The following is a 23784-nucleotide window of genomic DNA, read 5'->3' as shown; positions in this document are numbered from 1 at the left end:
TTATTCTTCAGTAGTTTTGTTGTCCATCAATTTTTTCTTCTGTTCTTTTAATGCGCCTGCCATATCGTCGCGCACCGTTTCTTCGGCCACTTTGATGCCGGACATGTAAGCGGCCCGTCCAATCAAATGTCCGCCTACGGGAGCTGTGATGAATAGGAAAGCGATGGCGATGACCATCTGGGTATTGAAGATGCCTTCTACCAGCCAAAAATGAATAAAGGTCGCACTTAACACGCAGAGAACTCCCAGCGTCGAGCTCTTAGAGGCAGCGTGTGTACGCGTATAGACATCCGGGAGGCGGATAAGCCCCAGCGCTGTGACGAGGCTGAAAATGACGCCTGTGCTCATTAATAGGATGATGAGGATATTAACGATTGTTGTTTCGATCGAAAATCTCTCCTCTCTCAAGGAATTTCGCAAAAGCAATGGTCCCGATAAAGGACAGGATGCTCAACAATAGGATGATCTCCAAGAAGAACTCTGTCTCGTAGATTAAAGACAGCAGCGCCACGATAGACACCAGCGAGATTCCGATGGCGTCGAGTGCCACTACGCGGTCGGCGATTGTCGGCCCTTTGACAAGTCGGAAAAGAAGACCGGTAAAGCCTATGCTGACAATGATAAGGGAAATCCAGTAAAACATCATCATGGGCGGCTCACCTCCAGAATAGCGCGTTCGAATGTGTCTTTGATCGAACTGACAGCTTCATCGATATCCTCAAAGTCGAGTGCATGGATATAGAGTCTCTTTTGGTCGTTTGAAATGCCAACAACCAGCGTTCCGGGTGTCAAAGTAATCAAAGCGGACAGCAGGGTAATTTCCCAGTCCTGTTTTAATTCTGTTTCCAATTCGAAGATAGCCGGCTTAAGGTTCATATTCGGCTTGATGACAATCCGCAAAACCTGGATGCTCGACAAGAATAATTCCTTAAGAAACAGCAGGAATAGCAGAATGACTGCCCAAGCCCTTGAAGTATAGAGCCTGTAAGAAAAGAACCGGCGCATCAGGATAATGATGCCGAGTCCGACAAGAAAGCCGATTGCAAAGCCGGCAGGGCTAAAGGAAACGGTCATGAACATCCAGACAAAGGCCAAGAAGAAATTTAATAGTATTTGTAAAGCCATATGTCACCTACTCCTTTAAGACCGCATCAATATAGATGGATGGATTCAGCAGCACTTCACCTGCGCCTGAAATGAACGGCATGAAGAGTTCCGCGCCGACCCCGAATACCACGGTAATGGCAACAAGGATGACTGTTGGGATGAACATTTGATTGAATACGGATTTTTTCAATGGGACGGTTTCAACCGGCTCTCCCCAGAAAGCGTAGATGAAGATGCGCACAGCGCTCAACAACACGATCAGACTTGTTGCCAAAATGACGATGCTGCCCCAAAACTGCGGGCCTTCAAATCCACCTTGGACAATCAGCAATTTTCCGGGGAATCCGCTCAATGGTGGAATACCTGCCAGCCCAAACGCTGTAACAAGGTAAATCCAGCCGAGAACCGGATAAGTTTTAATCAACCCGCCCATTTTTCGGAGGTCAGTTGTACCAAACAAAACGGCGACAATACCAACCAAAAAGAAAAGAGCAGCTTTGATCAGCATATCGTGGAGCAAGTAGAAGATGGATCCTTCGACTCCAGGCTGATTCAACTGGGCAACCCCGAACAAAATAACTCCGACTGCAATGATGATGTTGTAAATGATGATCTTTTTGACATCGAAATAAGCAAGTGCGCCAACGCAGCCGGCAAGAATGGTCAGGATGGCAACAATGCCGAGCAATTCATGGGTAAAGCCAATATTCATTGTAAAGAATAAAGTATATGTACGCATGATTGCATAGACGCCGACTTTTGTCAGCAAGGCACCAAACAGTGCCAGTATTGGAATAGGCGGTGCGTAATAAGATCCCGGCAGCCAGAAGTACAGAGGAAAGATAGCGGCTTTAAAGCCGAAGACAACCAGGAACATCACGGCAATGACCGTTAAAATGCCGGTTTCTTCAATCTGCGGTATTTTCACTGCCAGATCAGCCATATTCAAAGTTCCGGTGACCGAATAAAGGAACGCGACAGCTGCGACAAATAGAGCGGATGAAATGATGTTCACCAATAAATATTTGATTGATTCTCGCAGCTGTGGTCTTTCCCCGCCATGGACGATCAAGGTATAGGAAGCCATCAGCAACACTTCAACAAATACGAATAAGTTGAAGATATCACCGGTAGTAAAGGCTCCATTGACACCGACCATCAAGAATATCACGGCCGGATAGTAATAGGACTGTTCACGTTTGACGCCAATAGTCGGAAAGCTGTAGAACACAACGAACAAGGTGATGAGTGAAGTCGTGACCACCAATAAGGCAGACAAAGGATCCGAGACCATAGAAATACCGAAAGGCGCTGGCCAGCTGCCAAGCGTTACAGCATGGACACCGTCAGCATTCACTTTTACCAGCAGTACGAGTGCGGAAAGCAAGGTTACTCCCGCTCCTATTGCAGCAATCATTCGCTGGAGCTTCAAGCGTTTCGGGAAAATCATCAGGATAGTAGCAAACAACAAAGGGATGATGATAGGGAATAGAAGTAAGTTACTCATGATCTTCAGTCCCTCTCAGCAATTCCATATTGTCGGTACCGAGCTCCTGATAAGACCGGTATGCGAGCACCAGGAAAAATGATGTAACGGCGAATGAAATGACAATCGCTGTCAAAATCAATGCCTGAGGCAGGGGGTCAGCATAATCGCTGACGCTGACTCCTTCAGCCACGACAGGCGGAGAATTTCCTCCAAGACCTCCCATGGTCAATAGCAAAAGATGGGCGCCATGGCTCAGCAGCCCTGTCCCGATAATGATGCGTATCAGGCTTTTCGAAAGCATTAGGTAAACAGCTGCCATAAAGAGAAATCCGATGGCAACCGACATAATTATCTCCATTATTCATCCTCTCCAATCGTTTGAATAATGGTCATCGTTACACCGACAACAACCAGGTAAACTCCAACATCGAACAACAAGGCCGAATGCAGGGAAGTTTTACCGAAAAGCGGTAAATCAAAATAATCATAAGCGTGTGTGAAAAAAGGTACGTCAAAGATGATGGAAGCGGCGGCGGTAGCAAGCGCCAGCAACAAGCCGACTGCCGTCATTGTCACATAATTGATCGGCAATATTTTCTTAACCGTTTCAATGTCAAAAGCAAGCATCAGCAGCACAATCGCGCTGGTCGTCAGCAAACCGCCGACAAATCCGCCTCCCGGTGTATAATGCCCTGCAAAGAAAATATGGACAGCGAACATCAGAATGATAAAGGTAACTACTTTGGTGGCCGTTTGGAGCATGACATCATTTGTTCTCATGCTGACCCTCCTTTTTGGTCAAACGCAGTTTGATCATGGTGATAATGCCAATACCAGCAATGCCTAGAACAGCAATTTCAAACAATGTATCAAATCCACGGTAATCGACTAAGATGACATTGACGATATTTCCGCCGCCTGCTTCAGAGTATACTGTTTCCTTATAGAACTCAGAGATGGAAGGCAGTGCTTTCTGGGAATGTGCCGATAAGGCAACTAAAGTCATAGTGATACCCACCCCGAGAGCAACCAAGGCATTTCCAAAACGGAAGCGCATGCGCTCTTCTTTTCGGCTGATTTGCGGCAAGTGATAGAATGCCAGCAGGAACAGCGCAACGGAAATAGTTTCAATCACCAATTGGGTCAAAGCCAAATCCGGTGCTCGGAAAATGACAAAGAACAAAGCGACTGAATAGCCGACAGCACCCAAAGCGATGATTGCGGTAAGGCGTGATTTTGAAAAAAGAATCGTTAAGGTTGAACCAATCAAAGCCACCAGAATAACAATTTCATAGAAGCCGACAGGTGCCAAGTTGCTTACATCAAAAGCAAATGCTTCGGCCAGATACAATGTTCCAAGAAGGATGAATATGACGAAGCTGAACATATACACCAAATAGGAACGGATGAAGCCGGTCATATACAACATGGAGAAGCGGTTTGCGCCGCTGTCGCTCAGGAACATCAAGTTGTCATATAAAGCATTTAACGAAACGGAATCCGGGAAGCGGTCGTAGCTCTTCTGCCATTTGCGCAGCGTCCAGTACATCAGACCGCCGACGGCAAAGATGCCGAGTGTCATAAAGAGTTCCGTGTTGAAGCCATGCCAGGCCGATACATGAATATCAACTTCTCCCGGTGAACTATACAGGAAAGGCTGGATGGCCATAACGGCCGGCTTCACGAGCCAGTCGCCGACGAGATTTGGAATAAAGAAAATTACGACAACGAGCAAGGCAAGGAATACCGGAGAGATAAGCATGCCGATCGGCGCTTCATGAGCAGGCTTCGGCAATTGATCCGGTTTGTGTTTGCCGGCAAATGTATGAAACACAAAATAGAAACTGTAGATGAATGTGAAAACGGAACCAAGCCAAGCGACAATCGGGAACAATACGCCCCAGACGTCCATTGAGAATAAATCGAATTCAGTCAATGACAGCATGGCCGTCAAAAACATCTCTTTGCTCAGGAAGCCGCCAAATGGAGGTAATCCCGCCATCGAGAACGCCCCGATCATGGCAACGGTGAAACTGATCGGCATGAGGCTCATCAGTCCTCCCAGTTTGCGAATATCCCGCGTACCGGTTTCATGGTCGACAATACCAGCAATCATGAACAGACTGCCTTTAAAGACAGCATGGTTGATCAAATGGAAAATTGCCGCAAATCCAGCATACTTGAAAGTAGTTTCAGCAATATTGTCGACGTGGTAGCCGGCAGCTGAAGCTCCTAAAAGCGACATGATCAAACCGAGCTGGGAAACGGTCGAAAATGCAAGGATGCCTTTCAGGTCTTTTTGCTTCAAGGCAAAGAATGAACCCCAGAACATGGTAAATAATCCGACACCCGCAACCAGCCACATCCATGTGCCGGATATGACGAAAACAGGAGTAAGGCGAGCCACAAGATACAAACCTGCCTTTACCATGGTCGCGGAGTGAAGGTAGGCACTGACAGGGGTAGGCGCTTCCATTGCATCCGGAAGCCAGATGTAGAATGGAAACTGGGCAGACTTAGTGAATGCACCAAGTAGTACCAGTACGAGAGCCCAGATGAAGAAATCGTGTGACACCATCTCCGGTGCCTGCGGAATCAACTCGCGGATTGAATATGTATTGCCCATGATGCTCAGCAGCACGAAGCCACCCAGCATCATCAATCCTCCGAAAACCGTAATCATCATCGACTTTAAAGCCCCGAATCTCGAACGGTCTCGGGTATACCAATAACCGATCAGCAGGAAAGATGAAATTGAGGTCAATTCCCAAAACAGATACAGAGTGATTAGATGGTCACTTTGGACGATGCCAAGCATTGCCGTCATGAACATCAAAAGATAAACGTAGAAATTATGTAATTGTTCACGGTGTTTATCCAAATAGAAAATGGAGTATAGCACCACTAAAGCTCCTATGCCTGTAATCAGCAATGTGAAAAGGAGACTCAGGCCATCAATATACGCGACGAACGCGATATCGAGGGAAGGAATCCATTGGAATTCAGAAACTAAATTGCCGCCATCGATGGTAGTTGGAAGCAATGAAGCGTAGTAAATGAATAGAGCGACTGGGACAATCAATACAAACCAGCCTGTATGGACTTTTCCGAGCTTCTTAAATAACAGCGGAATGAACAGAGCTGCAAGCAAAGGTAAAAAGATTAAAAATACAAATGACAAATGAATCCTCCTTCCAGCATAAACGTGATGAGTTTCTAATTAGAAATTATAACGCAAATCCGGTGGATTTGCACCGTTCATCCATTAATGGCACTGAATCCATTTCATTTTTCCAAAGCTTTTCAAATAGGAAGAAACCCAATTAAGTTAATTTTGTGAATTTGAAAAAAGAGCATAAAAAAGCCGGTTTTCGGATGAAAACCGGCTTTTTTATTTACATGTTTTTAAGTTCCTGTTCAAGCAGTACATCTTCGAAATCCTGTTGAGGTTTCGCCAAGGTGTAGCGCAAAAATGCAGAAGCAAATACAAACAGCACACCTGTGACGATGAAAACCGAAGAAATCCCGATAAAACCACTGACAATACCACCGAACATAGGGCCAATTATATTTCCGAGGAAGCGGAAGCTCGTATTATATCCCATAATTTCACCTTGGATTTCAATCGGTGCTTCCCGCCGCATCAGTGCTGTTGTTGTCGGAATCATTCCGCCGACCGCAATTCCGAACAGCAGGCGCAAGATGATCAATTGCCAAAGCTCAGTGACAAACGCTTGTGGAATAATAAAGATGAAAGCCAGCAGCAAAAGAAATCCGAGTACTTTTTCATAGCCGATTGAATCACCCAAGCGCCCCCAGCGGCGGGCAAACAGCAGATTGCCTACACCCGTTGCACTGAAAGTGATACCGGCAAGAAATGCCACTTGGGTGCTGCCTTCCGTCAATTCCGCCACATAGAGGGACAATAATGGCTGGATGCTAAAGTTACCGATTTGGATCAAAGCGGTTATTATCATGACATTGAGCATTAAACGGTGATTCAAGATTCCGGAAACGATGGTTTTCGGCGCATAGATATGAGCACCTTTAAGTTTGACCCGCTTGATTTCATGGAGACCAAAGACCACGAACAATGCGGCAATGGCGATTACGCTTGCTGTAATCAAGAACGTGTATTCGAAACCAAAAGCATCTGCCATCAAGCCGCCGAGAACAGGGCCAAACAGCGTACCGGAAACGCTGCCCATCTGAAGTGTTCCAAGCGTTTTACCTGCTGTTTCTTTAGAGGTTTGAGAACTGACGAATGCCAGCGAAGTGGGTATGAATCCTGTAACTACACCCATGAACAAACGAATCATGAACAGCTCTGTTACAGACTCTGCTGTCCCCATCAGGAAAATACTGATAGCAATACCGAAACCGTTGATGATCAATATCGGCTTAAATCCGTATTTATCGGCAATGCGTCCCCAAATTGGAGACATGATCAATGCCGCAACAAACGTTACGCCAAATACCAATCCGGACCAACGCTGCACGTATTCATCTGTGAAATTGCCGAGCGATTCGATATAAAGAGATAAAAATGGCATAATCATGGTGGTGCTGCCAGCAACCAGGAAATTGGTGAACATGATAATAAAGAAATTCTTTTTCTGAGTATCCATAAGGAACCCTTCTTTCTGAAAGGAGCATCTGTTCTTATTATATGATATTTCGCCTTACGAAGAAAGTGCTAAATCTTACCGGTGAATTCAAAAAACTTCTATGCTAAAATAAAGCGGGGTGAAAACGATGAAAAAAATAATGATGTTAGCGATTTTATTGGCAATCTTGCTTGGTGCATGCTCGGGAGAAGAGGCGGAAACAGCACCTGAAGAAACAACTGCAGAAACGGAAAGCAGAGCAGTTGAAGTGGATGGCTACCCGCAGCTATCAGCAGAAATTGCTGAAAATGAAGTGCTTATTGAAATGAATACATCTATGGGTGCGATTCAAATTAAATTGTTTCCGGAAATCGCACCAAAAGCGGTAGAGAACTTTTTAACACATGCAGAAGAAGGGTATTACGACGGCCTGACTTTCCATCGGGTTATTGAAGACTTTATGTTGCAAGGCGGAGATCCGACCGGCACTGGCGGTGGCGGTGAAAGCATCTACGGTGCTCCTTTTGAAGATGAATTCCATGATCATCTCTTTAATATTCGCGGAGCCTTATCGATGGCAAATGCCGGACCTGGCACCAATGGCAGCCAGTTCTTTATCGTTCAGGCACCGCCGGTTCCTGAAGATAAACTGGCTGGGGATTACCCGGAAGAAATCCGTAAAGCTTATCTGGAACAGGGAGGCGCATTCTGGCTCGACGGCAAACATACTGTATTTGGCCAAGTGATTGAAGGTATGGATGTTGTGGATGCCATCGCCGCAGTTGAAACCATGCAGGAAAAGCCGGTTGAAGACGTGACCATCGATTCCATTGAAATTCTTCAGCAATAACAGAAAAGTGCAAGCATGTGTACAGCTTATTCCGTCAAGCCACTTTGACGGAATAGCACAAAATGCCAAGTGCTGAATCTTATGTCCTTTATGCTCGGTTGGTTGAAAATGGCTGCAGAGAGCCATTTTTGCCTGGCTTGCCTGCTTTTCTTTTTTTGTGTATGTGCTATTATAGCTCTTAACGCTAGGGAAATGTTAGGTGAAAAAAGACATGGATACAACTGAAATGAATAGAAGAGCAGGTACAGTTATGGAAGAATGGGATCCTTTTTCTATTGGCTCAAAGCGGTACAACAATGAAATTGCAGTTGTCGTAGAACATTTACAGGTCCTGGATCATCCATCAGAACTTGCAAAAAAAATCCAAAGCATCTATGAATCCACGTTCAAAAAATGGATTCCTTTGGAACAATGTGTAGATGTTTCCTATAAATTGCTCGCAATTAAATACGAAGCAAAAAGCATCATCTGAAACAAAAAAGGGCTTTCGGCGATATTCGCCGAAAGCCCTTTTTTGGTAGATAATTTATTTTGATGTTTCTAAGCCATCCAATAAGTTGGAGGCGGGTACTTCTAATGCATTTGATAGAATAAGGATAGTTTGGTTTGAAGGCACTTCTTCGCCGCTTTCATAGGCTTGGAGCTTGGCAACACCGATTCGTGTCTTCAATGCCAGTTCATCCAAAGAGAGATTACGCTCTTCGCGAAGCGCTTTTAATTGGGTGTGTAATTCATTTTTCAAATTCATGCACTCCTTCTTATATGGAACTTTCTTCTATTTATATACTAGCACGCACAGAAAAATTTCGATAGGCTAAGTTGTGGCATTTTTCGAACAGTTAGTTTGAGAAAACAGCGATAATGCCTTGAACAAAGACCACAATAATGGCTACAGGTGCAACGTAGCGCACCAAGACACGCCATATATCAACCCATACATGCTGCTGAGATAGCTCGTCGTGTGCATCTTGCTTCGTCAGCACATAACCTGCAAACAATGCCGTGAATAGCGCGCCAAGAGGCAAGCCAATTCGGCTGGTCAAAGTATCAACGAAATCAAAGAACGTCATTCCAAAGAAGATTTCCTGCGGCATAACGCCGAAGGATAAGGCACTCGGGATTCCGACGATAAAAATCATCAAGCCGAAAATTAGGGCTACTCGGCGGCGGCGGTCGTATTTATTTTTTACGCCGATGGAAACCGTGATTTCCAGCATGGAAATGGAGGAAGTCAAAGTTGCAAACAATAACAAGATAAAGAAGATGATCATCAGGAATTCACCCATGAACAATTGATCAAAGATGGCCGGCAAGATGATAAACACCAGTCCTGGTCCCTGATCAGGCGTATAGCCCAATGCGAATACAGCTGGGAAAATGATTAACCCTGCCATGATGGAGATGATGATGTTCAAAGACACTACGCTGACAGAAGAACGAGTCAGGTTTTCGGATTTCGATAGATAGGACGAATAAGTGATCATCCCCGCCACCCCAACGCTTAAGGAGAAGAACGCTTGGCCAAGGGCGATCAAGGCAGTTTCAAAATTAAAGAATGACCAGTCCGGAACGAACATAAAGCGTACGCCTTCCATAGCTCCATCCAAAGTCAAAGAGCGTACCATCAACACAAGGAAGAAAATCAATAAAGCAGGCATCATAATTTTGCTGGCGCGTTCGATGCCGCCCTTGATGCCCCCTTGAACGATCCAAATCGTCAATCCCATAAAAGCAGCCTGCGCAAGCAGAACTTCCCATGGATTTGTAATGATGCCAGTAAATAGTTCAGCAAATTCAGCATCCTGTAAACCGGATAGCTGGAAAAGGATAGCGCGGCCTAAATACGATAATACCCAGCCGCCTACAACGCTGTAAAAAGACAAAATCAAAAACGAAAAGATAAATCCGGACCAACCGATTAAATACCATGGCTTACCAGGAGCTTGTTTTTTCAAGCCGCTGACAGCATCTGCCTGTCCTCTGCGGCCAATGACGAATTCAGCTAAAAGAATCGGCAAGCCAATTGCCACCGTACTGATGATAAACAGCAAGATAAACACACTGCCGCCATTTGCGCCAGTTTCGTAAGGGAACTTCCAAATGGCCCCTAATCCGATAGCGCTTCCAGCTGCTGCCAGAATAAAGCCCAGCTTAGAGCCCCATTGTTCACGTTTTTTCAAATTCACCACTCCTATTTCATATAGATTTCCTCATTTTACACGAGCGGCACTAAAAAAAATAGCAGTATTTGAAACGCTGCGACGTTTAAACCGTATAACAATGTAAAAGGTTTAAATATTGATTATTCAGACGATTGGGAGGTTAGGCAATGGCTTCTGAAACTGATTTATACATAGAGGCACAAAATGGCGATGAAGCTGCATATTATTCATGGTTTAATGAGATTCAACCTGATATGGGGCGTTTTGCGTACCAGCTGGGAATATCTTTAGAAAAATTGCCGGAGTTCCAAAAGGCTAGCCTGCAGCAACTGTATAAACAACTTGTACATCTCACTCCGGATCAAGCTGAAATGCAGCTCTTCACAATTATGGCTCAAATGGCTTTACAACCAGGCTATCAGTTTGAAAACGGTAAAAACCAAGTCCTCGGGTTTCAAGAAGATCAGGAGCTGCATACTCTGTTGCAAAAACTTGAACTGGATCAGCGAATTTCATTAGCTCTCCTTTATTTTCATAATAAATCGATTAACGAGATCAGTACGATAACCAGTAAGTCAGCTCAACAAGTAATGCAAGCAGAGGCAGAGGGACTGCAAGCCCTTCAGCAAATTCTTCAAATAGAGGGTGATCCGCTCTTAAAACGGCTGACCTTGCTCCAAAAATCATATCAGCGTTTTATTCCGCCACCGCCAATGGAGCAGGAGAATCGGAAGACAGCAGCCACCATTCCTATTGAGTCAGCTCACATTTCTGCAGCACCGGCACAGTCATACCAGAAAAAAACGGCAATTGTTCTGGTTGCTGCCGGACTTTTTCTGGCAGCCGTCATAGGAGTCAGCTTTTCAGTGAATGATCAGCAAGCAAAGACTGCTGGTACGACAGAATTTCAGCAAGCTGAAAAAGTGACGGATGATATGGTTGCGAACTGGAGAAGTCAATACGAAGCCATTAAAGAAACATCGCCTAAACGTTTGGGAATGTCTCTTGATCAATATGACCAGCTCGATTATGTAAAACAGGCTGATGCTGAGATGATCAAGGTTTTCAGCGATGAATCGGTACGCTCAATGAAAGACAATCCCATCAAGATGGAGCAAACCGTCGATCGACTCTTCAGACAAATTGAAACGCCGCAAGGGATGGTCGACTCCTTATCCGGGGACAATCCAATGCTGGCTGCTGAAACAGAAAACTTTCTTTTAAATTACGCAGCCAAAACCAGCGAGCTGCAAGTTTTTGCAGACAGTGTCCTATTCAGGTACCGGGAAGAACTGGAATCGACGGTGGTGATGGACCAGCTGTCACCGGAAAAGCTAATGGCACAGTCCGGCAGCTTGCCTGAAGAGTTGAGGTTGGTTGTAGAAGCGTTGCCTGAATACAATCTATTTCCAGTCGTACATCCCAATAAAGACCAGTTTAGGACGCTCCGGGATGTTACCAGGCTCAATCAACAGCAGCCGATAATCAGCGATCCTTATGCGCCGCATTATTTGAGCTTGTTAGCCAGCGAACCTTATTTCGATGACAGTGGGTTCCTGCTGCCGATCGAGAATGTTCCGCAGCAGCTGATTAGTATGGAGCAGGCTCTATTGGAAGAGGGAGAGTCGAAGCGGTTGTTTGATGGGATAGAGGTGGCCTATCAGCAAATCTTTTGGCAATTGCTAAAAGGCAGTGAAGGTTCTTCCATTTTTGATGAACAAGGCAAAGTCAAAGAAGAATACCGCAAGGCTTGGAATGACACTGCCTCATCTAACCCCATGGCTTTTCTGATGCTTCCGATTCTCAATGAAATGGAAGCCAGCAACTGGACGGACTCGGATCATCACGATCAATTGGAATTCCATGATTTATTGAATGCTTTGGCAATGGAAAAATCAGGCGAACTTGCCGATAAGCTGCCTAACGGTAACTTGGTGATTGAAGATGCACTGGTCGATATGAAGGATTTTGATTATAGCCGCATCAAACCTTTATATGAATCATTTAAGGTTTCTTATGACCTTCAGGTATTAGCAGGAGAACCGCCACTTGATGTATTGTTCCTGTACCATTATGCCAACAAACTAGAAGATATCGAAACATTGTGGCATCTATCAGCAGATAGTCCGTTAAAACCGACGCTTGAAGAATTTAACGAACAATGGCAACAAATTCCAGACCTGGCGGAAAAAGCTCGATGGGTTGAATTATCCAAAGATTCTTTTACGCAGCGCGTCAAAGATAAAGTTTATATTTACCCTCATGTTCAAATGGACGAATTCGATGAACGGCTTGATTTCCTGCTAGTTACTGAGCGCGATCAAATTTGGCAAATCGACTACCAGCAATATGAACAGTATGATTTGGCTGATGACGCTGATCAGTATAGGCAGATCGTTGATTTTCTCTACACAGAGATTTCCAGTAATGCCAAAGCTCAGCTTCCAGCTGATACCAAACCTGGAGAAGTAGCCGGAGTGTTTTTCAAAGCGATTGAGAAAAAGGATATCCCAACCATAAAAAAACTGGTGGTGGATGCCGGATGGAAAGATGAAGAGTATGCTGCCTTTTTTGAATTGCACAGTTTCCGTCCATTTTCTGAATTAGAGCAATTGTCCTTCAGGACCAATTTCAGCACGGATCTTACAAATGGGATTAGTGGAATGGCTGACATTAAATACAAATCAGGATCTCAAGAAGGCATTTTTCAAGAGCTGTTTTATATGGAGAAAACTCCCGACGGCTGGAGGATGACTGACTTGAATATGTACTGATTTTGCTCTCAGCATATACCTGTGCTATAATATACAGATGCCAATAGGTGTACAGGACAATTAGATATGACTAGGAGCGGGTAAACATGACAAAAACATACCAAACAGGCGACACGGTTTCAGGTAAAGTTACAGGAATCCAGCCATACGGCGCATTCGTAGCTTTAGACGACCAAACACAAGGATTGGTCCACATTTCAGAAATCACTCACGGTTACGTGAAAGAAGTTAGTGAGTATTTGGCAGTAGGACAAGAAGTTGATGTGAAAGTATTGGAAGTTGATGAAAAATCTAAAAAAATCAGCTTGTCAATCCGCGCACTTCAAGAGCAGCCACCAGCAGCTCAAAAAACTGAGAAACCAAAACAGTCTCTTCAATCACACGTTAACGAAAGTGATTCTGAAGGATTCAACTCGTTGAAAGACAAAATGCAAGAGTGGATCAAACGCTCTGGGCAGTAAGAAACGCATCAACTAGAAAGAAAAAAACGAAGCGCGGACATCATGTCTGCGCTTCGTTTTTTTTGATTTTCCGTAGTCGGTATTGCAGGTTTTGGCGGCTCATTCCTAGAGCAGCTGCGGCTTTTGTGACATTGCCTCCATGCAGGTCCATGGCTTTTTGCAAATAATACATTTCAGCCTCAAACAAATAATCTTCCAACGGCAACAGCCCTGTATTGGATTGTACAATAAAATCCTCGGGCTGATGCGCGCCTTTCAAATCCGTTTTCAGCTTGAAGTGATGAGGGAGCATGTCTGCAGTGACAGTTTCCTGTGTCGTCAGCATTGAGGTGATTTCATCAAGCAGCAATTCAAGCTCTTTTAAATTACCTGGCCAATCATAAGCATGCAGCAAAGCTGTCACTTCCTGGTCCATCCCGTTTACAACCGAACCGACTTTCATCCGGTGCCGCGAGAAGTAATCATTCACAAACGGCAGAATATCTTCTTTTCGAAAACGGAGCGGTTCTACTTTGATGGTCATGGAAGAAAAGAAATAATACAAGTCTTTCAATAATTTATGCGATGCGATCAGTTCAACAGGATCGTCTCCGACACTGGCGATAAAGTACGTATTTCCTCGTGAGCGTTCTTCGGCCATTTCCAATAATTGCTCTTGCAAAGACAGTGGCAGCAAATCGATGCGCTCGCAGTAAATGGTGCCGTCTCCCATTTTCTCGATATCTTCTCCTAATTGATCAATGATCGAGCCATCTGTTCCGTGGCAATATAGCGTGTACATCTGTCTATCAGAAGATTGGGCCCAGTGGATGGCTTCTGCAATCAATTCTTTTCCGGTTCCTGATTCCCCGACCAGCAGCACCGGCAACTTTGCTGTAGCAGCTTTTTCAGCAGTGGCGATCACTTTTTTCATGCTTTTGGATACAGCTGTAATCGTGGAAAAAGTGATGGGCTCTTCGTATTTTCTTAACGGTTGATAAATGACTTTTTCAAGCGTTGTAATATCACGTGACAGTTCCATTGCTCCTATCAGCTTGCCATTATCAAAAACTGCGTAGGTGTCATTGATTGTCGTGATTTCCTGGCCTTTACGGTTCCAATAAGTCTGTTTGACGTTAAAAACAGGTTTTCCGCTCTGAAGAACTTGCAGAAGGGTGCTTTCAGATTGATCGAAACGGAACATTTCCAGCAGCGACCGATCTGCCAGCTCCTCAAAATCAAATCCTTCAATTTCCCGCATTTTTTTATTGTACAAAACTGTTTTTCCTTTGGTATCTATAGCGTGGATCCCTATAGCGACGTGTTCTCCAGCGAATTTATAGAAGGGTGCTAAATTGATATCTACCGGCTTCAAGACCTTCACTCCAAAATTATTTTGACTTTTTAAATAAAAACACTTGAATTATGCAACAATCTTTTGCATTATTATAAGTGGAAACAGTTACAAAGTGCAAATTTTTTTTGCGCTTATATAAAACTCAAGGAGGATTTACATGATTCCCTACAAACACGAACCATTTACAGATTTCTCAATTGATAAGAACCGCACAGACTACCTGGAAGGCTTGAAAACAGTCGAAGCATACCTAGGTCAGGATTACCCGTTGATTATTGGTGGAGAACGCGTGACTACTGAAGATAAAATCGTTTCATTCAATCCTTCAAATAAAGAAGAAATAGTAGGCCGTGTGTCTAAATCAAATAAAGAATTAGCTGAAAAAGCAATGCAGTCTGCTGATGAAGCTTTTAAAACATGGAAAAAAGTAAAACCGGAAGTGCGTGCGGATGTCTTGTTCAGAGCAGCTGCAATTGTTCGCCGCCGCAAACACGAATTCTCAGCGCTTCTTACAAAAGAAGCAGGCAAGCCTTGGAACGAAGCAGATGCTGATACAGCAGAAGCTATCGATTTCATGGAATATTACGGCCGCCAAATGCTGCGTTTGAAAGACGGAATGCCAGTAGAAAGCCGTCCAGGCGAAGATAACCGCTATGACTACATTCCTTTGGGCGTAGGCGTTGTTATTTCACCTTGGAACTTTGCTTTCGCGATCATGGCTGGAACAACTGTAGCAGCTATGGTAGCAGGCAACACTGTTCTATTGAAGCCAGCTTCAACAACTCCTGTTGTCGCTTATAAATTCATTGAAGTTCTTGAAGAAGCAGGCATGCCGGCAGGCGTCGTCAACTACATCCCAGGACCGGGCGCTGAAGTTGGGGACTACTTGGTGGATCACCCGAATACACGCTTCATCTCATTCACTGGTTCAAAAGAAGTTGGCCTTCGCATTGCAGAGCGTTCTTCAAAAGTGAATGAAGGACAAGTCTGGATGAAACGTCTAATTGCTGAAATGGGCGGAAAAAACACAATGGTTGTGGACAAAGAAGCGGATCTTGAGCTTGCAGCACAATCAATCGTGAAATCTGCTTTCGGTTTCAGCGGACAGAAATGTTCAGCTGGATCGCGTGCGGTTATCGTTGAAGATGTATACGATACTGTACTTGAACGCGTTGTTGAACTGACTAAAGAATTGACGATTGGTGATCCAACAGATCAGTCTAACTACATGGGACCGGTTATTGACGGAAACTCATACAAAAAAATCATGAGCTACATTGAAATCGGTAAAGAAGAAGGCCGTTTGGTTGCCGGTGGCGACGGAGACGATTCTAAAGGATTCTTCGTAAATCCAACTGTCTTCGCTGATCTTGATCCGAAAGCACGCGTTATGCAGGAAGAAATCTTTGGTCCTGTTGTCGGCTTGATGAAAGCGAAAGATTTTGATCACGCAATCGAAATTGCCAACAACACAGAGTACGGCTTGACTGGCGGCGTTATTACAAATAACCGCGCTAATCTTGAAAAAGCCCGTGAAGAATTCCATGTTGGAAACTTATACTTCAACCGCGGCTGCACAGGCGCAATTGTTGGATATCAGTCCTTTGGAGGATTCAATATGTCTGGAACCGACTCGAAAGCTGGCGGACCGGATTACCTTGTTCTTCACATGCAAGCACAAACTACTTCTGAAATGTATTAATCCATCTTTGGATGGTATAATAATTCATTAAAAGGCAGACGAAGGTCTGCCTTTTTTTAAAAAAAGGAGGAAATTACATGACGCAAACACAAACGATTATTGAACAAACTGAGAAATACGGTGCGAATAACTACCATCCGCTGCCAATCGTAATTACAGAAGCAGAGGGCGTTTGGGTAAAAGATCCAGAAGGCAATAAATTCATGGATATGTTATCTGCTTATTCAGCAGTAAACCAAGGACATCGCCATCCAAAAATCATTCAGGCGCTGAAAGATCAAGCAGATCGCGTTACTTTGACTTCCCGCGCATTCCATAACGATAGATTGGCTCCGTGGTATGAGTTGATCTGTGATATTTCCGGAAAAGAAATGGCTTTACCTATGAACACGGGTGCTGAAGCTGTTGAAACGGCTTTTAAAGCTGCACGCCGTTGGGCATACGATGTAAAAGGGATAGCAGAAAACCAAGCAGAGATCATTGCCTGTGATGGAAACTTCCATGGCCGTACAATGACTGCGGTTTCATTATCATCAGACCCTGAATACCGCAAAGGATTCGGACCGATGCTGCCAGGCATCAACTTGATTCCTTTCGGTGATTTAGAAGCTTTGAAAAATGCCATTACACCTAACACCGCTGCTTTCCTGATCGAACCGATTCAAGGAGAAGCAGGAATTATCATGCCTCCAGAAGGTTTCTTGAAAGCTGCTAGAGAACTTTGCCGCGAAAACAATGTTCTTTTCATTGCGGATGAAATCCAATGTGGCCTTGCACGTACTGGAAAAATGTTTGCATGTGAATGGGAAGACGTTAACCCGGATATGTATATCCTCGGAAAAGCACTTGGCGGCGGAGTATTCCCAATTTCATGTGTGGTAGCCGATAAATCCATATTGGGCGTATTCAACCCAGGATCACACGGTTCTACTTTCGGTGGAAACCCATTAGCATGTGCAGTTTCAGTTGCTTCTTTGGAAGTTCTGCTTGATGAAAAACTTTCAGAACGCTCTCAGGAGTTGGGTGAATACTTCATGAGCAAATTACGTGAAATTGAACATCCGTCTGTTAAGGAAGTCAGAGGCCGTGGCTTGTTCATCGGCATGGAATTGACAGAAGCAGCAAGACCATATTGCGAACAGTTAAAAGAATTGGGCCTTTTGTGCAAGGAAACGCATGATACGGTCATCCGTTTTGCTCCGCCATTAATCATTTCAAAAGAAGAACTGGATTGGGCAATTGAGCGTATTCAAAAAGTATTCTCTAAATAATATCGGCATGGCACACAAATCTTGACCTGTGTTACACTAGATGCTGAGTAATTACTAAAATATAAAGAGGCGAACTAATACAATGGCTGAAAACTTGAACTTGTTGACGTCTACGCAGAATGTTATTAAAACTGCATTGGATAAGCTTGGATACGAAGATGCGATGTACGAACTTCTGAAAGAACCGATGCGGATCTTAGAAGTGCGCATTCCGGTGCGAATGGATGATGGCAAAACAAAAGTCTTTACGGGTTACCGTGCTCAACACAGCGATGCGGTTGGACCTACAAAAGGTGGAGTCCGTTTTCATCCGGATGTAAATCGTGATGAGGTCATTGCCTTATCAATGTGGATGACATTGAAATGTGGAATCGTGGAATTGCCTTATGGCGGAGCGAAGGGTGGCATTATCTGCGATCCGCGCGAAATGTCCATGCATGAAATCGAGAAATTGAGCCGTGGATATGTGCGCGCAATCAGTCAGATTGTCGGACCGAACAAAGATATTCCAGCACCGGATGTCTTCACGAACTCACAGATCATGGCGTGGATGTATGATGAATACAGCAAAATCGATGAATTCAATTCTCCTGGCTTTATTACGGGCAAGCCGATCGTCCTTGGTGGTTCTCAAGGAAGAGACAAAGCGACTGCCCAAGGAGTGACCATCTGTATTAATGAAGCCGCAAAAAAACGTGGCCTGGATATGCAAGGAGCACGTGTTGTCATTCAAGGTTTTGGTAATGCGGGAAGCTTCCTTGCGAAATTCCTTCATGATGCTGGAGCAAAAGTAGTCGGCATTTCTGATGCTTACGGTGCTCTTCACGATCCGGATGGTTTGGATATCGATTATTTATTGGATCGCCGTGATAGTTTTGGTACGGTTACTACGTTATTTGATAACACCATTACAAACAAAGAATTGTTTGAATTGGATTGCGATATCTTGGTGCCTGCAGCTATTGCAAATCAAATTACGGAAGAAAATGCCAATAATATCAAAGCTTCAATCGTTGTTGAAGCAGCGAACGGTCCAACGACAGCTGAAGCCACGAAGATGTTGACAGATCGGGGAATCCTTTTGGTGCCTGATGTGTTGGCAAGTTCTGGTGGTGTTACGGTTTCTTACTTCGAGTGGGTACAAAATAACCAAGGTTATTATTGGTCACAAGAAGAAGTAGACGAAAAACTCAACAAAAAATTAGTAGATGCATTTGAAAATGTCTACAACGTTGCCACTACTCGCAATATCGATATGCGTTTGGCAGCTTATATGGTCGGCGCCCGAAGAACTGCTGAAGCTTCACGCTTCCGCGGATGGGTATAAGACATATCAGAAAACCGCCTGGATTTTGATCCAGGCGGTTTTTTGTCTCAATCTTTTGCTTTTTGATTTCAGAAACTCCATAATATAATCTGAATAGAGGAGGATGATTGGATGAATGCATTTTCATTTTACAACCCGGTAAAACTTATATTTGGTAAAGGGCAGCTTGAAGCGGCCAAGAAGGAATTGCCGGAATTCGGTAAAAAGGTATTGCTCGTCTATGGTGGCGGCAGCATTAAAAAGAATGGCCTTTATGATGAAGTCATTCAAATGTTGTCTGAAGCAGACCTTGAAGTTTTCGAACTGTCTGGAGTAGAACCCAATCCGCGGATCTCAACTGCGAGAAAAGGCATCGAAATCTGCAAAAAAGAAGGCATTGAAATGATTTTAGCAGTAGGCGGCGGTTCAGTCATTGATTGCACGAAGCTCATTGCTTGCGGCGCTAAGTACGATGGAGATGCATGGGATTTCGTTTCACGCAAAGCGCAGCCAAAAGAAGCTTTGCCTTTTGGAACAGTTTTGACAATCGCTGCCACCGGTTCTGAAATGAATGCCGGTTCCGTTATTACCAACGAAGAAACACAAGAGAAATATGGTTGGGGAAGCCCGCTGTCATTCCCGCAATTTTCAATCCTTGATCCGACGTATACATTATCGGTACCGGAAAACCACACGGTCTACGGAATCGTCGACATGATGTCCCATATTTTCGAACAGTATTTCAATGATGCCAACAATACACCGGTTCAAGACCGGATGTGCGAAGGTGTCTTGAAAGCGGTCATCGAAACTGCGCCAAAATTAATGGAAGATCTTCAAAGCTACGAACACCGCGAAACAATCTTGTTTGCAGGGACGATGGCTTTGAACAAATTCCTTGAAATGGGCTACAGAGGCGATTGGGGTTCACATAATATTGAACACGCTGTATCGGCTGTCTATGACATTCCACATGCCGGTGGATTGGCGATTCTCTTCCCGCAATGGATGCGCCATAACGTGAAAGTGAATCCAGCTCGTTTTGCTCAAATGGCAGTCCGTGTCTTTGACGTGGATCCAGAAGGGAAATCGGAGTCTGATATCGCTTACGAAGGAATCGATCGCTTAGTAGCGTTCTGGACTTCTCTGGGAGCACCAACGCGTTTAGACTACTACGACATCGATGATTCGAAAATTGATGTGATGGTGGAAAAAGCCATGGTCTATGGTGAGTTTGGCAATTTCGCAAAATTGAAAGACGAAGACGTTAAAGAAATTCTTCAAGCGTCTCTAATGGATGCGCCATAACGTGAAAGTGAATCCAGCTCGTTTTGCTCAAATGGCAGTCCGTGTCTTTGACGTGGATCCAGAAGGGAAATCGGAGTCTGATATCGCTTACGAAGGAATCGATCGCTTAGTAGCGTTCTGGACTTCTCTGGGAGCACCAACGCGTTTAGACTACTACGACATCGATGATTCGAAAATTGATGTGATGGTGGAAAAAGCCATGGTCTATGGTGAGTTTGGCAATTTCGCAAAATTGAAAGACGAAGACGTTAAAGAAATTCTTCAAGCGTCTCTATAAGAAAAAAGGCTCGGCGCTTAGCGCCGAGCCTTTTTTTGTTTGTTTAATTTTGATCAAGCCCAGCTGGACGGCTGCTAAGGTGCGTCCAATGGGTTTCACCATCGTCTGCATCCAGAGAAACAATCACATCATCGACGCTTGGTTGACTAAGGATAAGTTCTGCCAAGCGGTCCTGCAAGGCGTCTGCTTGTGTTACGTTCAATTGCGGATCAACTTCGATTTTCGTTTCCACATGAAGAAATTCGCCTTCTTTAACCACTTCAAGTTCTTTAATATCCCGAACATCAGGATGATCGCTCAATAAATGGGCAATGTGGTTGACCATCTGTTCATCCGTTTCACCGATGGCACCGCGGGCATTATCCATAAAGACTTTTCCGACCACGTACAGCATCATAAAGCCGATTGCGATGGAGGCTGCACCTTCAACTTGCAGGAAGCCTGTGTAATGTGCGATCAATACCGCAATTAAAGCCAGAACCCCACCCGCAGTGGCTACAAGATCTTCCAGGAACACTAATTTAGTAGCCGGCTTTGCCCGGTTTAAATGTACGAAGCTCGTAGTCAGGGGGGCCATTGCACCGCCTTTAACGCCTGCTTCGTGAAGGATTTCTTTACCGGCTTTATATAGAACAAAGAATTCAAGAATAATAGCGATAGATAATACCACCACACTAATGATGAAACCTTCTGCTTCGACAGGGTGGGTCAATTGATGCCAACCTTCAATGACAGTTTCATAAGCCATGATTCCGACTATCAATACAGCGCCTAAGAGAACGATATTCAATAGACGACCAAAACCATTCGGAAAACGCTTAGTCGGCGCTTTCTTCGAAAGGGCAGAACCGATAAAGACAAAATACTGATTGGCTGCATCTCCGATGGAGTGCATCGTCTCAGCAAACATGGCAACGTTTCCTGTAAAGAGGAAAGCGACACCTTTCATTATTGAGATAAAGGTGTTGATGATTGCTGCCGTCAAAGACGGCTTGTTTCCATTTTTCAATAACCCAAAAAATTCCTTCATAAGAACTCCCCCTATATTAAATTAATTCAATTTCAACTTGCTTCACTTTTTCCATGTCTGATATCTCCTGATACAAATCGATGGTATCCTTTTCATGTGAAAAGGACATGCGAATCGTCAGTCTATGGAAAGAATCAAGGCTCTCCTTATCTGAATGAGTAATCGAAATGCTTTCGACAACTGATCCACCTGCTTTTAATTCATTCAACACCTCCCGGATTGAAGCACGATCACCAACTATCACTCTTAAATTCGCTTCAACCATCTTTAAACGATTAGGTCCGAATCTAAAGAGCAGGGGAGGCAAAACCTCGATTCCAATCAAAACGAGCAGGACCGCTGTAATTGCTTCAATATAGAAGCCGGCTGCAACTGCAATTCCGATTCCACCCGCCCCCCAGATCATAGCAGCAGTCGTCAATCCTGAAATAGAATCATTGCCGCGTTTTAGAATTACTCCAGCCCCCAAAAAACCGATGCCTGAAACAATTTGTGCAGCGAGGCGAAGCGGATCCATTGTAATATTAACATTATCATACTCGCTGCCTTGTGCAATATAGGCAGATTCAATAGAGATGATAGTCAATAAACAACTGAATGTGGAGATGACGATGCTGGTCTTTAATCCCACCGGCTTTCTTTTCAGTTCCCTTTCAAGACCGATAACTAAACTTAAAAAAGCGGCAATGAGAAGTTTTAAGAAAGTTTCTAATGAAGATATTTGCAATGCGCTGAAAAACTCCATCGGGAAAACCTCCATTTTATTGATGATGTATTGATTCTATTTGTCGAAAATGGCAAACTTATTACGTGCGTTGTCGGTGAAAATGGAAAAGAAGAGGTGTTTGAATGGAAAAACCGACTATTCACCCATATATCCCTATTATAATAGGGGTTTTCTCAGTAGCAATGTCAGCGATTTTTGTAAAGATGACTTCCGCTGATTCGGGAGTAACTGCTTTTTATCGTATGTTATTCTCCGTATTGATCATGAGTCCAGTCTTCTTTCTGAAATATACCCATGAAATTAAGAAGCTAAGCAAAAGGGATTGGATCTTTACTACAGTAGCAGGGGTGTTCTTAGCTTTTCATTTTATATTATGGTTTGAATCGCTTAATTATACATCAGTAGCCAGTTCAACGGTGCTAGTGACCTTGCAGCCTTTATTCGCTTTTGCAGGCACATACTTCTTTTTTAACGAAAAACTTTCTATTAAGACGCTTGTAGCCGGAAGCATTGCAATTGTAGGTAGTGTATTGATTGGTTATGGAGATTTCAAGGTGAGTGGAAGTGCTCTCTATGGAGATTTATTGGCTTTGATCGCCTGTGCATTGATTACAGCTTACTTATTATTTGGCCAGGACGTGAGAAAGCGCTTGTCGTTGGTGACCTATACATTTGTTGTTTACGGCATTAGCACAATAACGTTATTCTTCTATATTTTATTTAAAGGAGAATCTTTCGGTCCTTACCCGGCATCTGAGTGGATGTGGTTTTTGTTGTTGGCACTCATTCCGAATCTTTTAGGACATACTTTATTCAATTGGGCATTAAAGTGGGTAAGCACCAATGTCATATCAATCGCCATTCTTTTTGAACCTGTAGGAGCTGCTATCCTTGCTTATTTCGTGCTAGGCGAATACTTGAGTGTATCTCAAATTGTTGGCGGAAGTGTAGTGCTGGCGGGGATTTCACTATTTATTGCAGACTACCAAAAAATAAAAATGTACTTTTTTAGAATAAAGGCTTGATTTTTTGCTCGTGGCGGTTTATATTTATACATGTCCTTAAGACAACTCGAAAAAATATTTTAAAATAGTATTGACAACGAGATTGAAACAGGATATATTAATAAAGTCGCCAATGAGCGCGGCAAACCAACTGAACCTTGAAAACTGAACAGCAAAACGTCAACAATACAGCAACGGCCGCGCAAACGGCCCGCGCAAAACGTACTGATCAGCTCATGCAGATCAAAGCGAATCGCGCGTCTTCGGACGGCGATACGCCAGCAAGTATTTGAGCAATCAACTACTCTATAATGGAGAGTTTGATCCTGGCTCAGGACGAACGCTGGCGGCGTGCCTAATACATGCAAGTCGA

Annotated in this window: 22 protein-coding genes, 1 rRNA gene and 1 pseudogene; 11 read left to right on the top strand and 13 right to left on the bottom strand. The window is 44.1% G+C overall.

The features are described 5' to 3' along the window. From mnhG to FQV26_RS16485, 8 genes are all read right to left on the bottom strand, one after another. Positions 1-408 carry a monovalent cation/H(+) antiporter subunit G gene (mnhG, locus tag FQV26_RS16520; RefSeq protein ID WP_315898449.1) on the bottom strand — a complete coding sequence of 136 codons (408 nt, stop codon included), beginning with the start codon at positions 406-408 and terminating at the stop codon, positions 1-3. Further along, on the bottom strand, positions 368-649 hold the full coding sequence (locus FQV26_RS16515; protein ID WP_146558912.1) for a Na(+)/H(+) antiporter subunit F1: 282 nt from the start codon (positions 647-649) through the stop codon (positions 368-370). The genes mnhG and FQV26_RS16515 overlap by 41 nt, the downstream gene beginning before the upstream one ends. Further along, entirely contained in the window at positions 646-1125 is a 480-nt protein-coding gene (locus FQV26_RS16510) for a Na+/H+ antiporter subunit E (protein WP_146558910.1), read from the bottom strand. The genes FQV26_RS16515 and FQV26_RS16510 overlap by 4 nt, the downstream gene beginning before the upstream one ends. 7 nt (positions 1126-1132) lie before the next feature. After that, positions 1133-2614: a Na+/H+ antiporter subunit D gene (locus FQV26_RS16505; protein WP_146558908.1), complete on the bottom strand. Its 1482-nt coding sequence runs from the start codon at positions 2612-2614 to the stop codon at positions 1133-1135. Beyond that, positions 2607-2954, bottom strand: a complete 348-nt coding sequence (locus FQV26_RS16500; protein WP_146558906.1) for a Na(+)/H(+) antiporter subunit C — start codon at positions 2952-2954, stop codon at positions 2607-2609. The genes FQV26_RS16505 and FQV26_RS16500 overlap by 8 nt, the downstream gene beginning before the upstream one ends. After that, positions 2954-3376: a Na(+)/H(+) antiporter subunit B gene (locus FQV26_RS16495; protein WP_146558904.1), complete on the bottom strand. Its 423-nt coding sequence runs from the start codon at positions 3374-3376 to the stop codon at positions 2954-2956. The genes FQV26_RS16500 and FQV26_RS16495 overlap by 1 nt, the downstream gene beginning before the upstream one ends. Then, positions 3363-5777 (bottom strand): Na+/H+ antiporter subunit A, encoded by a 2415-nt coding sequence (locus FQV26_RS16490; RefSeq protein ID WP_146558902.1) that lies wholly within the window; start codon positions 5775-5777, stop codon positions 3363-3365. The genes FQV26_RS16495 and FQV26_RS16490 overlap by 14 nt, the downstream gene beginning before the upstream one ends. A gap of 214 nt (positions 5778-5991) precedes the next feature. Next, positions 5992-7224 (bottom strand): MFS transporter, encoded by a 1233-nt coding sequence (locus FQV26_RS16485; protein WP_146558900.1) that lies wholly within the window; start codon positions 7222-7224, stop codon positions 5992-5994. 127 nt (positions 7225-7351) lie between these two features. Here FQV26_RS16485 and FQV26_RS16480 point away from each other — a divergent pair, with 127 nt between their 5' ends. Both FQV26_RS16480 and FQV26_RS16475 read left to right on the top strand, forming a co-directional pair. Then, positions 7352-8053, top strand: a complete 702-nt coding sequence (locus FQV26_RS16480) for a peptidylprolyl isomerase (RefSeq protein WP_146558898.1) — start codon at positions 7352-7354, stop codon at positions 8051-8053. Between the two features lie 211 nt (positions 8054-8264). After that, positions 8265-8525 carry a DUF1871 family protein gene (locus FQV26_RS16475; RefSeq protein WP_146558896.1) on the top strand — a complete coding sequence of 87 codons (261 nt, stop codon included), beginning with the start codon at positions 8265-8267 and terminating at the stop codon, positions 8523-8525. 54 nt (positions 8526-8579) lie between these two features. On the opposite strand, the gene FQV26_RS16470 is transcribed toward FQV26_RS16475, so the two are convergent. Further along, positions 8580-8795: a helix-turn-helix domain-containing protein gene (locus FQV26_RS16470; RefSeq protein WP_186760021.1), complete on the bottom strand. Its 216-nt coding sequence runs from the start codon at positions 8793-8795 to the stop codon at positions 8580-8582. A 97-nt stretch (positions 8796-8892) separates the two neighbouring features. After that, positions 8893-10233: a sodium-dependent transporter gene (locus FQV26_RS16465; protein ID WP_146558892.1), complete on the bottom strand. Its 1341-nt coding sequence runs from the start codon at positions 10231-10233 to the stop codon at positions 8893-8895. Positions 10234-10382: 149 nt separating this feature from the next. Here FQV26_RS16465 and FQV26_RS16460 point away from each other — a divergent pair, with 149 nt between their 5' ends. Together FQV26_RS16460 and yugI are read left to right on the top strand one after the other, a co-directional pair. Continuing rightward, entirely contained in the window at positions 10383-12989 is a 2607-nt protein-coding gene (locus FQV26_RS16460) for an RNA polymerase sigma factor (protein ID WP_146558890.1), read from the top strand. A gap of 86 nt (positions 12990-13075) precedes the next feature. After that, positions 13076-13450 carry a S1 domain-containing post-transcriptional regulator GSP13 gene (gene yugI / locus FQV26_RS16455; RefSeq protein WP_006828542.1) on the top strand — a complete coding sequence of 125 codons (375 nt, stop codon included), beginning with the start codon at positions 13076-13078 and terminating at the stop codon, positions 13448-13450. Between the two features lie 40 nt (positions 13451-13490). On the opposite strand, the gene FQV26_RS16450 is transcribed toward yugI, so the two are convergent. Then, the gene (locus FQV26_RS16450; RefSeq protein ID WP_146558888.1) at positions 13491-14804 is read right to left on the bottom strand and encodes a sigma 54-interacting transcriptional regulator; all 1314 of its coding nucleotides are present in this window, start codon (positions 14802-14804) and stop codon (positions 13491-13493) included. Positions 14805-14943: 139 nt separating this feature from the next. Here FQV26_RS16450 and pruA point away from each other — a divergent pair, with 139 nt between their 5' ends. The 5 genes and pseudogenes from pruA to FQV26_RS16425 all read left to right on the top strand — a co-directional run. Then, on the top strand, positions 14944-16488 hold the full coding sequence (gene pruA / locus FQV26_RS16445; protein WP_146558886.1) for an L-glutamate gamma-semialdehyde dehydrogenase: 1545 nt from the start codon (positions 14944-14946) through the stop codon (positions 16486-16488). A gap of 77 nt (positions 16489-16565) precedes the next feature. Beyond that, positions 16566-17759 (top strand): ornithine--oxo-acid transaminase, encoded by a 1194-nt coding sequence (locus FQV26_RS16440; protein WP_146558884.1) that lies wholly within the window; start codon positions 16566-16568, stop codon positions 17757-17759. A gap of 82 nt (positions 17760-17841) precedes the next feature. Continuing rightward, a complete protein-coding gene (locus FQV26_RS16435) occupies positions 17842-19086 on the top strand; it encodes a Glu/Leu/Phe/Val family dehydrogenase (RefSeq protein ID WP_146558882.1) in 1245 nt (414 codons plus the stop codon). Between the two features lie 111 nt (positions 19087-19197). Beyond that, positions 19198-20373: an iron-containing alcohol dehydrogenase gene (locus FQV26_RS16430; protein WP_146558881.1), complete on the top strand. Its 1176-nt coding sequence runs from the start codon at positions 19198-19200 to the stop codon at positions 20371-20373. Next, positions 20360-20650, top strand: a pseudogene (locus tag FQV26_RS16425) (NADH-dependent alcohol dehydrogenase); the annotation flags it as partial. The gene FQV26_RS16430 and the pseudogene FQV26_RS16425, both read left to right, overlap by 14 nt. A gap of 43 nt (positions 20651-20693) precedes the next feature. On the opposite strand, the gene FQV26_RS16420 reads toward FQV26_RS16425, so the two are convergent. Both FQV26_RS16420 and FQV26_RS16415 read right to left on the bottom strand, forming a co-directional pair. Then, a complete protein-coding gene (locus FQV26_RS16420) occupies positions 20694-21680 on the bottom strand; it encodes a cation diffusion facilitator family transporter (protein WP_146558879.1) in 987 nt (328 codons plus the stop codon). A 16-nt stretch (positions 21681-21696) separates the two neighbouring features. Further along, on the bottom strand, positions 21697-22425 hold the full coding sequence (locus FQV26_RS16415; protein ID WP_146558877.1) for an MgtC/SapB family protein: 729 nt from the start codon (positions 22423-22425) through the stop codon (positions 21697-21699). A 104-nt stretch (positions 22426-22529) separates the two neighbouring features. Here FQV26_RS16415 and FQV26_RS16410 point away from each other — a divergent pair, with 104 nt between their 5' ends. Together FQV26_RS16410 and FQV26_RS16405 are read left to right on the top strand one after the other, a co-directional pair. Beyond that, the gene (locus FQV26_RS16410; protein ID WP_146558875.1) at positions 22530-23432 is read left to right on the top strand and encodes a DMT family transporter; all 903 of its coding nucleotides are present in this window, start codon (positions 22530-22532) and stop codon (positions 23430-23432) included. Between the two features lie 287 nt (positions 23433-23719). After that, a 16S ribosomal RNA gene (locus FQV26_RS16405) occupies positions 23720-23784 on the top strand; the annotation flags it as partial.

Origin of the sequence: Planococcus sp. CPCC 101016 (assembly GCF_007859295.1) — a bacterium.
Classification (GTDB): Bacteria; Bacillota; Bacilli; order Bacillales_A; family Planococcaceae; genus Planococcus.
The sequence above is the reverse complement of the archived record's forward strand: the minus strand, read 5'-3'. Positions and strand labels throughout refer to the sequence as shown.